9 protein-coding genes are annotated in these 13569 nt (G+C 49.8%); 2 read left to right on the top strand and 7 right to left on the bottom strand.

The annotated features are described in order from the left end of the window. Positions 1 to 271 precede the first annotated feature (271 nt). Positions 272 to 2035 carry a DUF389 domain-containing protein gene (locus I1H34_RS24965; protein WP_212663560.1) on the bottom strand — a complete coding sequence of 588 codons (1764 nt, stop codon included), beginning with the start codon at positions 2033 to 2035 and terminating at the stop codon, positions 272 to 274. 165 nt (positions 2036 to 2200) lie between these two features. Here I1H34_RS24965 and I1H34_RS24960 point away from each other — a divergent pair, with 165 nt between their 5' ends. Then, a complete protein-coding gene (locus I1H34_RS24960; RefSeq protein WP_212663559.1) occupies positions 2201 to 3085 on the top strand; it encodes a DMT family transporter in 885 nt (294 codons plus the stop codon). Between the two features lie 143 nt (positions 3086 to 3228). On the opposite strand, the gene I1H34_RS24955 is transcribed toward I1H34_RS24960, so the two are convergent. From I1H34_RS24955 to I1H34_RS24945, 3 genes are all read right to left on the bottom strand, one after another. Next, positions 3229 to 3729 carry a photosystem I assembly protein Ycf3 gene (locus I1H34_RS24955; RefSeq protein WP_212663558.1) on the bottom strand — a complete coding sequence of 167 codons (501 nt, stop codon included), beginning with the start codon at positions 3727 to 3729 and terminating at the stop codon, positions 3229 to 3231. 154 nt (positions 3730 to 3883) lie between these two features. Beyond that, positions 3884 to 4621, bottom strand: coding sequence for a CPBP family intramembrane glutamic endopeptidase (locus I1H34_RS24950; protein WP_212663557.1), 738 nt, complete (start codon positions 4619 to 4621; stop codon positions 3884 to 3886). Between the two features lie 149 nt (positions 4622 to 4770). Beyond that, positions 4771 to 5316 (bottom strand): hypothetical protein, encoded by a 546-nt coding sequence (locus tag I1H34_RS24945; RefSeq protein WP_212663556.1) that lies wholly within the window; start codon positions 5314 to 5316, stop codon positions 4771 to 4773. 710 nt (positions 5317 to 6026) lie between these two features. On the opposite strand from I1H34_RS24945, the gene I1H34_RS24940 reads away from it, so the two are divergent. After that, positions 6027 to 6518 carry a hypothetical protein gene (locus I1H34_RS24940; protein WP_212663555.1) on the top strand — a complete coding sequence of 164 codons (492 nt, stop codon included), beginning with the start codon at positions 6027 to 6029 and terminating at the stop codon, positions 6516 to 6518. Positions 6519 to 6537: 19 nt separating this feature from the next. Here I1H34_RS24940 and I1H34_RS24935 read toward each other — a convergent pair whose 3' ends face one another. From I1H34_RS24935 to I1H34_RS24925, 3 genes are all read right to left on the bottom strand, one after another. After that, positions 6538 to 9279: an AAA family ATPase gene (locus I1H34_RS24935; protein WP_212663554.1), complete on the bottom strand. Its 2742-nt coding sequence runs from the start codon at positions 9277 to 9279 to the stop codon at positions 6538 to 6540. Between the two features lie 77 nt (positions 9280 to 9356). Continuing rightward, complete coding sequence (locus I1H34_RS24930) at positions 9357 to 11234, bottom strand: bifunctional serine/threonine-protein kinase/formylglycine-generating enzyme family protein (RefSeq protein ID WP_212663553.1); 1878 nt, start codon at positions 11232 to 11234, stop codon at positions 9357 to 9359. 303 nt (positions 11235 to 11537) lie between these two features. Then, on the bottom strand, positions 11538 to 13442 hold the full coding sequence (locus tag I1H34_RS24925; protein WP_212663552.1) for a bifunctional serine/threonine-protein kinase/formylglycine-generating enzyme family protein: 1905 nt from the start codon (positions 13440 to 13442) through the stop codon (positions 11538 to 11540). Positions 13443 to 13569: the final 127 nt, after the last annotated feature.

The following is a 13569-nucleotide window of genomic DNA, read 5'->3' as shown; positions in this document are numbered from 1 at the left end:
CCGTTTGCACCTGTGATCTTGATCACGCATCTCTAGTCTTATCATTCCCGAATAATAGCTATTAATTTCATCAGCTAGAGAAAATATGAGCCACGGCTAGATAGAATTGAATATAGAGTCATTTAGTTGAGATATTGATAATTTCCCAACTATACCGTCTTTTTTGGTGAATGCTTAGGATTTTAAGACGCCTTGATTCCAGTCTTCAACGCGTTATGGAAGCTCTGATAAAGTCCCCTACGACGGCTGTCTGACGATTGGCTAACCAGGACTACATGTTAATTTTGAGCAGAATAGTAGGCTGTTCTCCCCGCTCCAACTCAGGACCTGATCGGCTGTTGATGCGCTGTTGATCGATGCGCCAAGTTTGGGTCAAAAACGTTTGGACTGCTTTGATCCGATTACTGTTCATCACGGGATTTTCTAAGGTTTCGGCCCGAGCCACAATATCCACCGACAAATTAGGCTGCTGTTGCAGAATCGTGCCCACCTGATTCAACGTTTGTTGACTCTCGGGAGAAATGGCTGACAGGTCTAATTCAAAAGTTAAGGGGGTGGGGAACGTCGGTACTCGCTCCAAAATGACCTGAGTCATCGGCGACTGGAGTCGATTGCGCAGGTCTTCTCGCAGTAATGTTTGGGCATCACCCCCAATGTCACGATTGCTGAGATAGAAAATTTTTAGAGTGAGGGGGGCAATCGCACTCGTGCTGACTTCGTGACGGAGGGGGAGAGCAGGAGCGGGAAGTACCATCGTTCCCAAGGCAGTATCAACCGTTTGCAGTAAATTAACCTGAGCCTGGGAGACGCTGATGGGTGAAGCTTCTGGGGTGATAGGTTCTGTCACCACCGGGTCATCGGAGAGCCGAGCTAGCAGCTCATTGGAAGCCGTTAAAATCTCAATCAACTGGATATCCAGAGAATTGGCCGGTCGGTTTAATTGGCGGGCCAGGGTCTCTCTGAACCGCTGCCGCTCGTCGAGAGTATACGGTTCGCTGGTAAATACCGTTAACTGCACCGTTAGCTTATCCTCGATGGCAGTTGTATTCAACTGGCTAATGTAGGACCGAGGTTCTCCAGTGGCCGTATTGGCAAAATTACCTTGCCAGATCGTGGTGGCTAGTCGGCGCAGGGCGTTATCTTCCTGTTTCTGAGCTAACTGTGTCTGTAATCGCGAAAAAGATTGACTGAGAGGAACCAGTAACACCAGGATGGGGAGTAAAATTACCGCGAGTCGGCTGGGTAAACTGCCAATTTTCTGGAGCTGATTGGTAACCGGCAGACGCGTCAGTAAATTTTTGACCCATCGGCTTTCGGGATCCTGTTCATGCCATTCGACGGCCTGGGATTTGACTTCGGGCATGCCGATATTGAGGGCCAAAAACACCAACATGGACATTAAGGTGATGGCGGCTAGATTAGTTAAGAATAATAACCCTCCCCCACGGGCCACTTGAAAGCCCCCAATGCCTACCACATCAGAGCTGAGACGGATACCAATACCGTAGCCGACCACACAAAGGGGTGGCATCAGGGCCACAGCGATCGCTACTCCGGGAATGGATGTAACCACGCCCTTAGGCTCTTTGGCTGTGGCAATCGACCCTAAAGCCCCAGAGAACAAGGCAATAAATAGATCTAGGGCATTCGGCTGTGTCCGGGCCGCAATTTCAGGGGTGAGTTCTTTAAAAGGAATAGGGGCAATAATCAGGATGGCAAAGACAATGGCAGCCAGACAGCTCACTGCTAAATTCACGATAGCCCGGGTGCCTAAGACCAAATCACCCACAGCAAAGGCTAAGCCATTGGCCAAAATGCCTCCCATCAAAGGAGAAATGAGCATGGCACCAATAATGACGGCTGGACTATTTAAGACCAATCCGAGAGTGGCAATGCCTGCCGAGAAAAGCACCTGCAGCCAGTAACTGATATCCCCTAAACTGACTGAATCGAGGAGGCTGTGATAGATTTCTGCTTTACGGCGAGGACTGATCTCTAGATGATCCGCCAGCCAGTTACGAAGGTGTATTGCCACAAATTACTCCCCAGGACATACCATTGTTAAGCCTAAGCCCTTGTCTTTCCAAAATAGATCCGCAAGAGCATAATATTTGCCAGTCTTCCCAATTTAAAGGTCAAAAATACTTGGAATGCCAACACTAGCTACTTCGACATCCCTGATGAGTCATCACCAGATACCATGATTGGAGAAATCGCGGCTGTTAGTGCGGCGTTCCTGTGGGCCGTGGCTTCGATGATTTATGCGACCTTAGGCCGTCGAGCCCCTGCCTTAGCCTTGAATCTAGGTAAAGGGGTGATCGCGATTGCCCTACTGGGAATCACCATTGTTGTTCAGGGTCTCGATGCTCCAGCGTTGGCTGGAAGAAGCAGCCTGTTGTTGCTCTTGAGTGGGGCCATTGGCATTGGGTTTGGCGATACGGTGTATCTGGAAGCATTACGGTATCTGGGGGCCCGGCGGACGCTGTTATTAGGCACCCTAGCGCCTCCCATATCGGCCTGTCTGGCCCTGTGGTTTTTGCGGGAGCAGCTCTCTCCGTTTGCCTGGGGTGGGATTGCTGTCACCATTATGGGAATTGTCTGGGTAATTAGTGAACGGGCGGCTGAAACCCATGCTGCGACACAGCAAGGACGTGGTTTGTTCTATGCATTCTTGGCTTCTTTAGCTCAGGCCATTGGCGCGATTCTCTCGCGGGCGGCATTGGACAATACGGCGGTCAGCCCACAATGGGGGGCTTTGTTGCGGTTGGCGGCCGGCGTGATTGTGGTGGTGGTTTGGGGGGTGATGCGGCAGCAGTTACAGGCCTGGTGGCAGGCTATGAACACTACCGATCTGCTGCTCCGACTGTTTGCGGCCTCGTTTGCCGGGACCTATTTGGGGATTTGGCTGCAGCAGCTCTCCCTCAAGTACACGGTGACGGGGATTTCCCAAACCTTGAATGCCACGAGCCCCTTATTTGTATTGCCCATTGCCGTGTTAATGGGTGAGCGCATCAGTTCCCGAGCATGGTTGGGAGCTTTCATTGCAGTCATTGGGGTGGGTTTGTTATTGGCTCAAACTGGATAAGCATCGCCATCTCCTACACCATAAGTCCCCTTGGAGATCTCCAAGGGGACTATAACTGATTCTTGCATTTTGATATCAGCGCTGGAGTGAGAGAAGAGAGCTGTGGAAGACTTGTTGCAGAATCTCTCTAGGTTGGGCTAGTGCTAACCGACGCCGATGCGTCCCGTTGTCTTCAGCCAATTTTGCACTTCACTGTAGTTGTTGGGGGCAATTTTAATGGCGCGCTTCCAGAAGTCGGCGGCTAAAGCGAAAAAGCGTTCGGCTTCATCCAATTCGGTGGCTTCTTCTGCTTGCTCGCCCTTGTAATGGAGAATGACCCCAGTGTTATATAACGCCTGGACTAAATTTGGATTTAACTCTAACGATTGATGGTAGTAATCCAAGGCTTTTTCATGATCGCCATTATTGGCAAAAATCAATCCCATGTTGTAGAGGATATAACTTTTGTCGAAGGGATCTTCTTCTAGAGTGAGTGCTTCGGTATAGTTGCCCAGTGCTTTTGCATAGTTGCCATCTACCTGAGCCGCCATTCCAGACCGATAGTACTTGAAAGCATCTTTGGACTTTTTATCCGTAGGAATGACTTTCATGACGACATCGGACATTGCTGAAAAAGCTTTATCTATAAAATTGTCGCTAGGCATAATGACTTCAACCGTTGTAAGACTTGAATCAGGCGTACGTAAATATCGCGTTAAAGCGTTCGTACTTTAGTTTAGCAGTAGTCATTTGGGATGAATCGAGTGTTGTCCTGTGGCAGAGAAACTCTTGGTATGACGGTGCTCTGGAGTGCTGATTTCAAGGGTGCTGCAAGCTGGTGGTCAACAAAGCTAAAAAATTGTTGAGACAATGCATAGAAAGCGGAACAAACAAGGAATGCGTTTGCCAACGGGCGACTCCAAACAGCAGGCCAAAGCAAACGATTTGGCTGATCACTAGCGGGCCATACTGAACATGTAAGATGGCCCAGCCGACTGCCGTAATGACAATGGCACCGCCAGACCCCAGCCGTGAAGATTGAAGACCGTGGAATAGGAACCCCCGAAAGAGGAGTTCCTCAAACACAGGCGCAATTCCCACAATGGCAATGTAGAGCAGGATGGGAAATTGAGCGGTTTGATAGAGTTCGGCAGTAAAGGTGTCTTGATATTCAAAAGACCGCAGAATCGATTCTGATAGCAAAATCAGGGCCAGTAATAGCCCATTCCAGATGAACCAGGCGGTCCACCGCGGTTTGCGGAGGGCGAGGTACTGTTTAACGGTCAAGGCCGGACGAACCTTTAACAGCGCGTAAATCATCCCGCTCGTAACGATACCCGAGATCAGGGTGGCTAGGGATAGGACCAGGCCATCTTTTTCGATCTCTGCCAGGACTGCTTCTGGGGTGAGACTGGGGTCTTGCACCATTTGCAAGATGACGAAGAAGAGTGCGATCGCACTACTGATACTGAAGAAAACCACCAAAATTAGGATTGTTAATCCTACGGTTTCCCTGGCATTCCAAGGTTTAGTCGGGGCAGAATTCGACGGTTTCACAAGTGCTATTTGTCAGGAAGAATCGTCCTCACTTTAGCGTGGTGAGGAGGCTTTGCCATTCCTGAATTGGAGATGGTCGCCCAGTGGGTCTGAGTAGAACCCTGCGAGTCTAAGCGCAGTGACAGACTGGGCGATCCGAGTTGACGTCATTAAGCCGCTTGGGGCTGGTCGACAGGAGCAACGGGCTGCTCTTCTGGATTGAGGCTATACCAAGCCGTTTGAGTCCAAACTTGAGAGTCGTTGTTGTCAGCGGACGTGACTTTGAGTCGATAAGGAGCAGCAATGGTAATGCTGTCATTATCCTGGGAGTGAATCCAGCTGGCGACCCAATGGGCCATCTCCACAATTTCTTCCGGTAAGACCGTCAGGTTGAGGCTCCAAGCAGAGTTGAGGCCCAATCCTGTTTTTTTGTGGACGCTCTTGGTATTTGTGAAAACACCGCTGGAGGGATTAATGGTAATCCGCAACGTCAGGGGTCGATTGGGGAAGAGAGAGTCGGGCGTGGTATGGGCCTGAACGCTGAGGTAGTTAAAGCGCTGATGATCATCTACCCAAGATGCGATCGCAGCGAGAGACGGGCTAAAAATCAGGGAGTTGTCTTTGGTGACAGACACGTCCCGTTTCATAGCCGTTGCAAACTGGGTGTAGAAAGTTTCTCGAAGTTGAACCAGGATTTGTTTGGCTTCTGGAGTCATGGGGTGTACCCTCCTCAAAAAATAGAGAATGAAACGGATGTAAGCAGAATTACAGCGGACTTACTTTTGTCGATACCACCTGACTGAGAGTTAAATTCATGAAGAATCTAACTCACAAGGTTATATTCTTCTTTTGCCCATCTCTGTGCTGTAACGTACATCAAGTCTTCTAATGATCATGAACACATAACAATTGTGATCAGGATCAATGGGTGCTTTAAATAGGTAATCTTCAGTATGGGAAGAGGATTTCCTCGCCTATTCATCGATACAAAACAATCCAGAGTTTGAGTTTACAACCTGATACATTTTTCTGGCCCTCTATACTCTTAATTCATCGTTGGAGCGGGAGGGTAAAGCAGAACAACCGTATATATACGGAAGTCTCATCAGATTTTTTTACCCCTCACAGGTTCTGCTCATCTGGCCTCGATAGGCTAGGTGGATACACCATTGTGAGGCCCATGAAGAAACTGCGACAGTATAGATAAGCAATTTTACAGAGTTGACTGCATCATCCATTTTGTTCCCCCATTGAGCCCCTTAGATTTTATTTAGTGACCAAAAATTTGATGGCAAAGTGATGCAGTATTAAGAGTGATTTCGATCACGCACATGATTGATTTAAAGCACGATTTAGACACAACAAGATCACGGTTTTTCCTAGGTTTTTAACTGAAGATTAAACAAGTGGTAGTGAGACTTTAAAAATGAAAAAATTTCCCCAAGCTTCAATTCTCTCTGGTTCTATCAAAGCAGTTCTGGCAGTTAGTGGTGCCCTCGTCTTAGGAAGCACGGGCCTTGCTGTTGCAGAACCCACGAATATTGCTGCCTCTGGGCCTTCGACGCCCCTTGCTGATGGCATGTATCTCTATGGTGATTCTGACCAAGCCAATCAAATCGGTCAGGGTTATGTCGTGTTCAAAAAGCAGGGTCAGAAAGTAACGGGTGCGTTTTTCTATCCCCAATCCGAGTTCAGCTGTTTTACGGGCACGGCCAAGAATCAGCGTTTGGAAGTATTATCTTTGGGCGCACCCCACGAAAATGCCCTAGAAGTTGAAGTCCCCCTCACAAAAATGCATCACATCAAATCCGTGGGTAACACCGAGCAGAACAGTCTGAGCATGTGCCAGCAGGAAGTGGCGGCCTACCAAAAACAGCAGCAAATTGCGGCACCTGTGACAAAGTGGACCACCCCTTAAGGGCGTGAGGCTGAACGCTTTAACTCGCTCTCTCTACCCGAATAATATTTTCTGTAACGCTCTCAAAAGTGTCGTCATGACTGATCACAAACAGCTGATGGAAGGATTTGAGATGCCCCAAGGCTTCGGCCAACTGTCGACGACGCAGTTCATCCATGTTCGTTGTGGGCTCGTCGAAAAACGCAATATTGATATCGACTAAGACTTTCAGCAAGGCTAGGCGCACGGCTAAAGCAGCACACATCTGCTCTCCCCCCGACAGGCTTTTGAAGCTACGCCAATGGCCCTGCTCTTGTACCTGAATTTCGTAATCTTCAGTCCACTGTAAAGCCACATCAGGCCGATCGAGCAGCTCCCGATAGAGCCGATCCGCCTCCCAAGAAATTTCTGTCAGGTAAAATTTGGTGATTCGAGGACCGCTTTGCTTGTAGACGTTGCGAGCATCGATAACGAACTGTGAGATTTGGCGCTTATCCTCTAAGGTCACCCAGATCTGATCGCGCTCTTGGGCGAGGGCTTGCTTGGCTTCCAATTGCTGATCGAGATATTGCAGCTGAGCCTGTTGGGGGGCTAGTCCCCCCTGGAGCTGGTCATGGTGTCGCTGCAATTGTTCATAGGTGTGACTCACTTCAGCTAGCCGCTCAGGATTATGATCTTTGAGCTTTTCCTGCCATTGGGCTTGAGCACCCGTTAACTGGGTTTGGAGTTGGGTTTGGGTAGCGATCGCACCTTGGCGTTGCTGATCTAGGTCTTTAAAGGTATTGGCCTGATTCCGATGGCGTAAATAGCGCTGATACACCTCCTGATGCTCTTGCTGGATCTGCTGTTGGGCATCGACTTGGGCTTCTAGATCTCCCAAGGCTTCGACCTGGGTTTCAAAGGTTGTGAGGGACTGCTGATGACCTTGACAGGCCTGTTGAAGGCGAGTGATCTCTGCTTCTAGCTGGGTGGCTCCTTGAAGCTGCTGCTGCAAGATGCGGACATGGCCCTGGGGGTCGCTGAGTGCCGTTAGCTGGGTATTGAGCTGTGCTAGTTGGCTCTGGAGCTGGGGCTCTTGGTTGAGGGTGACCTGGATGCGATCGCACTCTTGCTGCAGTGACGTCATCCCTTGCTCTAGCTCCGTTAGCTGATGCTGTTGGGCCTCTAGCATCAACCATTGGGTTTGGGCTTTTTGGGCGGCTTTGAGTTGGGTTTTTATCTGCCGAAGCTGTTGCTTGAGGTTGGTGACGGTCTGGGGATCAATAATGTCGGCAAAAGCTGTTTGGAGCTGCTGAATAATCTGGTGGGTGAGGGCAGCCCCTTGGTCCAAAATGGTGGCGAGTTGAGTGGTCTGGGCTGGGTTCAGGGTGGAACGACTGAGCAGATCTTTCGCTGTGTCTACTTGCTGCTGATAGTGCTGTTGTTGGGGTTCAGCCTCGGTCAGTAATGTCTGTAATTCTGTGGCAAATTGCTGGGCGGCGGCAATTCGTCCCAGCCGTTCTTGAATCTTCTGCTGCTGGGCTTCGAAGTTAGGAATGGCCTGAACTTGTGGTTCTAGGGCGACCAGTTGGCGAATGGTCTGGCTGAGGGTTTCCCAACTCTGCTGCTGTTTGTGGATTTGCTCTTGCAGTCGCTGTAGGTGTTTTTGGTCGGAGACTAGGGTTTGGAGGGCCTGTTGGCAAGTGGTCTTTTCTTGGTCGAGCTGCTGTTGTTGCGGAACTTTGGTTTGCCAGTCCTGGAGTTCTGCGTCCATCTTGGCAAAGGTGGAGAGTTGGCCTTGGTTTTGGGAGAGTAGGACTTGCTGATCGCGGAGGGTATTTTGGATGCGATCGCGTTCTTGCAGCAGTTGCTGTCGTTGTTTTTGTTGTTGAGCGAGGGCCTTGAGGGTCTCTTGGGCCGCTTGATAGGCCTGAAATTGAGGCCGATGCTGACGACAAATCTGGACGGCTTGGTCTGCCTGCTGCCAATTCTCCTCTAAGAGCTGGAGAATTTCCTGTTTACTGGTCCATTGGGTTTGGAGATGCTGGACCTGTTTGTCTAGGGTTTGGATGGCTTGGTCTTGGGTCTTTAAATCCTTGAGTTCAGTCCGAATCTCACCCAACTGCTGAGCCAGGGTTTGCATCTGGGCCATCTGCTGAGTCAAGGTTTTAGCTAGCTCTAGCTTCTGTTGCTTAAGCGCTTCCCAGCCTTCGAGTTGCTGGTCGTAGCTTTGTAATTTTTGCTCTAGCTGTTGGACCTGGGCCTGGGCATAACTGGTTAATTTTTGGGCCTGATCGTAAGCCTGTTTATACTCTTCCACCTTCAGAATGGGATCGAATACCTTTTTGCGATCGCCCGCTGATTTGAGAAAATCCACTGTAAAGGTGCCCTGGGGAATGCCAATGGTTTCTGCAAACAATTTGGCCAGTTCCGTGTGGACCCCCACCCCCAAATGTTCACAGAGCCAGCAGCGGACATCATCGAGTTTTTTCAGTTCTAGCTTGCGGTTGAGCTGGGGGTCGTGAACCTCATAGCCCCGACTAGTACAGCGACGCACCTCGTAGATTCGCCCATCCAAGTGGGATATAAAGCTGACGATGGCTTGGGCACTTTTGGCCCCGACGGTGATTAGTTCGGCTCGCTTGTACTCGCTGTGATCAAATAAAACCCAGGCAATGGCTTCTAGGATGCTGGTCTTCCCTGACCCATTTTCACCACAAATGGCATTGGCCCCCGGTCGGAATTCATAGTAGCGATCGCGATGGGCCTTAAAGTTTTTCAGCGTAACGGAGAGAACTTCCATCCGGCAGGATGTTGCACCTTATGAAAATGAGCATTCACATTATTATTGCGGTTTTTTTGCCCTCTGACTTGAAGCGCTTATGAGCTGGCTGGTTTCACTAAGGTACAAGCAACCCGAAACCCAATATGATTGCTTTGTTCAGAGGCCGCTTCCCAAATGCGAGAGGCGGAACGACAGCTCGCGGCTTGGGTATTCCAGGCCCCTCCCCTCAGTACACAGGCAAAGAAGTATTGATCTTGCCAGACGCTGCCGTCTACTGGGGCATTGCCATAGTTGCCATGCCAATGGTCTGCACACCATTCCCAGACATTGCCATGCATATCGGATAACCCATAGGGATTGGCCGGGAATTTGCCCACTCGGGTGGTTTGCTGGCGAAAATTGCCTGTCGGTCCAGCTCCATAGGCTGCTGTGCCATCATAGTTGGCCAGTTCTGTGTTGAGGGTTTCGCCAAAGGCAAAGGGGGTGTTACTAGCGGCGCGGCAGGAATATTCCCAAGCAGATTCACTAGGGAGGTGATAGTCCTTCCCAGTTAACAAGGAGAGTCGGTTACAGAATTCGACCACATCAAACCAAGAGACGCTTTCGACAGGGCGATCATCGCCCGTAAAGTGAGACGGAGAATCATCCAGTTCGCGCTTGACTGCGGGTAAGGCGGCCACCAAACGCCATTGGACCTGAGTGATGGGATAGCGACTTAAATAAAATTCTGGGATAGACACAATATGCTGGGGACTTTCGGTCTGCTGCCGATGCTGCTCGCTAGGGGGCGAGCCCATGGAAAAGCGGCCTGCCGGAATCTGCGCCAACTCCAGGGTGACATCCTTACCGAGATCCTCGGTGATGTGGCCAATCGGATGAAATTGGCGACTCACCACTTGGCCTTTGGTATCGACCTGGGCGACTTCCGCTTGGAAGGAAGGGATGGAAGATTTGGGTTTAGGCTGCAGTTTGGTGGGCTGGGCCGGGGCCTTGGGCTGAGATCTGACTGCTTGTGGGGCTGTCTGACCAGAGGTCTGGGCTGCTCGAACGGCGGGTATTTTGGGCAGGGGGCGGGAGGTTGCTTTGGCAAAACCGCGCACTTCTCTGAGCACTTCTAAGGCGGAAGTATATCGCTCCGCTAGGTCTGTGCGGAGTAACTTCTCCAGCACAGGCTTTAATTCAGCACTCAAGGGCTGGGGAAGATGCTGTTGCCAGTGTTCGACCCATACTTCTCCACCTTGGATGGGTAAAGCATGGGGAGCAACTCCCGTTAATAAATGGACGCAGGTGGCACCTAGGCTATAGAGATCGCTGCCGGGACGAGCTTTATCGACGGCAAAGACTTCTGGTGGTGCGTAGCTGGTATTCTCTCGAACGCTATCGGTTTGCTGTAACTGAGATAAACTGAGTTGCTTGGAGACACAAAACCCCACCAGAATCAGCTTGCTATCTGAATGCTGACGCATGATGTGAGCGGGTTTCAAGTCCCGATGAATCACCCCTTGATCATGGATCGTCTGTAAGACCGGCAAGAGCTCTAGTAACAAGGCCCGGACTTGATTCTCGCTGAAGGCACCCTGATTCTCAATGACTTGTTGCAAGTCTTGGCCGTCGATATATTCCTGGACTAAATAGGGAATATAATTTTCTTCGAAGTAAGCTAAAATGCTGGGAATATGTTGGTTTTTTTTCAGCCGTCTGAGTTGTTCTGCCTCTTGTAAAAATGGTTCAACAACCGTCTGGCTGGCATCCGTTCCCTGGGCTTGACAAATTAGCTGTTTGACAATGCAGGGCTCCTGCAAATTATCTCGATCTTCTGCAAGATACGTATGGCCAAACATACCTTTACCCAACAGACGAACCATCTTAAACCGTCGCCGTAACAGGGTTAGTTTTGTACCACACTGTTGACAAAACTTACTGGTGTCTGGGTTGAGGGGTTTCTCACACTTGGGATTGAGACAACAAACCATTGCTTAGATATTCATAGGAATCAATCGAAAAGAATCACTCAGCACACTGACATAGCTTATTGCTCAAGTACTACTTTGATCGTGTTATCCAATAGACACTTGAAATATTGAAGCTACCATGTTTTGAAGCATTAGTCTGCTAGAGAAATTGAGGCACTCACAGAACTCAATTACCCCCCCTATTTCTGTTACTAATACCTTACTGTATTGATAGTGAGTATTGGCATAAACCCATCGAACTAGTGTTAATAACGGTTGCTCGATCGACTTTTTCCCTGCAAAAAACTTGAGCAAATTCGGTTTTTAGGGGGATAGAACTGGAGAGACCACTCGAAAGCCTAAATTACTGCTCTTAAAGTCGGCATCCGCAAAGGTTCGATAGGCAGCCCGACAGCTGTCGGGGGCATCATACCAAGACCCACCTCTCCAAGGATGGGGAGCCTTGCCTGCGATGGCATCGTTGTTTGGGGTGAACCAAATGCTGCCATCTATGGGAGCCCCTTGATAGTTGGCATGCCAATCATCGGCGCACCATTCCCAGACATTGCCATGCATGTCGTGGAGGCCAAAAGCATTGGCTTGAAAACTGCCTACAGGAGTGGTTTGGTTGCGATACTGACCTCTAGGGGCGGATCGATAGGTTTTCATGCCATGAAAATTAGCATGATCAGAGATGAGGGTCTCGCCACAGTGGAAGGGGGTGGTGGTGTTGGCTCGGCAAGCATATTCCCACTCTGCTTCACTGGGTAGACGATAGAGTCGATTGAATTTGCGGGTGAGTCGGTCACAACATTCGACAGCATCTAGCCAGGAAATACTCTCAACTGGATGATCGGCTCCTTTGAACTGCGATGGATCTGGGGAGAGGTCATGGTTGATGGTGGGAAGAGCCGCTATGGCTTGCCATTGAGCTTGAGTGATCAGGAATTGGCCCATGTAGAAGGAGGCAACTGAGACTTGATGTTGAGGTCCTTCAAATTTGCGTCTTGATACTTCAGTTGACGATGAACCCATGAAGAAACTTCTGGCCGGGATAACGAGCATCGAGAGGGAAATGCCGTCTCCTAGTTCTTCGAGATATTGTTGGGCGGTAAGGGTCTGAACCAAATGAGTTTGCCCCCTTACATCGAGGGTTACTACTTCAAACTGTGTGGTTTGTAAGGGTGGGTGTAACGCAGCAGAGGCGGATGAAGTCGAGATATCGCTCGTTGGTTCCCAGATAACGGCGGTCCGGTCAGTGGTTGGAGCTAACTCAAGCTTGGGTTGTGGATGGGCAGGTGGCTGGCTGTGAGCCACGACTTGATTTTTGGGGGGAGAAGTTTGGGTGAGGGCTAAATCTTTGAGCACTGCTGCAACAGAGGTATAGCGATTCTCTAGTTGCAGTTGGAGCAGGGTGTCAAGAACTGAGGTGAGCTCAGGGCTGAGGGGCTTTGGGAGATGTTGCTGCCAGTTTTGGGTCCATGAATACCCGACCTGAAGCTGGAGTGATCTTGGATCATGGCCTGTCAAGAAGTGAAAACAGCTCACCCCCAAACTATATAAATCACTCGCGGGATGGGCCTGACCATATTGGAGTTGTTCGAAGGCGGCGTATCCTTCGCTGCCTAATACAGTGCCTGTGAGGTCTTGAGTATTGACTTGCTTGGTGACGCCAAAGTCGATGATGAAATAGCGATCATCGGCGGGGCGATACATGATGTTGTGGGGTTTGAGATCGCGATGAATGACGCCTTGGGTATGGATATAGTCTAGAACGGGCAAGATGCTACGGAGAAAGTGTCTCAGCTTGGATTCACTATATACCCCGTTGCTTTTCAGCTCTTGCAGAAGATTGGGACCTTCGATAAATTCTTGTACTAAATATTGATGCCCTGTTTCATGAAAGTAGGCTAGCAGGTTGGGGATTTGTGGATGGGTGCCGAGCTGAAAGAGCTGTTGGGCTTCTTGGGTAAAGAGGTCTTGGACTTTTTGCTGCGATGCGAGGCTATCAGGGTTTTGATAGGCTAATTGTTTAACCACGCAAGTCTCGTTAAATCTCTCGATATCTTCGGCCAGATAAGTGATGCCGAATCCACCTTGTCCCAGTGGTTTGATGATGCGATATCGATTGCGCAATATGCCGATCAGGGGCTGTCCGCATTGTTGACAGGTGTCACGCCCGTCTGGGTTTTGAGGATTGCTGCAAGTGGGGTTCAGACAATGGAGCATGCGAGATGGGGATAGAGTCGGAAATTATGGGGTAGAACCTGAGCGAAACAGGTTGGCTGACCAATAAAAAGTTCCAACGTTACATCGCTTTATATTTAGGGTTCCCGTATCTTGGGCCTACTCACCT

The organism is Acaryochloris marina S15 (genome assembly GCF_018336915.1).
Lineage (GTDB): Bacteria > Cyanobacteriota > Cyanobacteriia > Thermosynechococcales > Thermosynechococcaceae > Acaryochloris > Acaryochloris marina_A.
Note: the sequence above shows the minus strand (reverse complement) of the source record. Positions and strands in the feature narration are given on the sequence as shown.

Coding starts and splice junctions, on each gene's coding strand:
- I1H34_RS24960 (WP_212663559.1), top strand. CDS start 2,201: ATGATTGGAGAAATCGCGGCTGTTAGTGCGGCGTTCCTGTGGGCCGTG.
- I1H34_RS24955 (WP_212663558.1), bottom strand. CDS start 3,729: ATGCCTAGCGACAATTTTATAGATAAAGCTTTTTCAGCAATGTCCGAT.
- I1H34_RS24945 (WP_212663556.1), bottom strand. CDS start 5,316: ATGACTCCAGAAGCCAAACAAATCCTGGTTCAACTTCGAGAAACTTTC.
- I1H34_RS24940 (WP_212663555.1), top strand. CDS start 6,027: ATGAAAAAATTTCCCCAAGCTTCAATTCTCTCTGGTTCTATCAAAGCA.
- I1H34_RS24935 (WP_212663554.1), bottom strand. CDS start 9,279: ATGGAAGTTCTCTCCGTTACGCTGAAAAACTTTAAGGCCCATCGCGAT.
- I1H34_RS24930 (WP_212663553.1), bottom strand. CDS start 11,234: ATGGTTTGTTGTCTCAATCCCAAGTGTGAGAAACCCCTCAACCCAGAC.
- I1H34_RS24925 (WP_212663552.1), bottom strand. CDS start 13,442: ATGCTCCATTGTCTGAACCCCACTTGCAGCAATCCTCAAAACCCAGAC.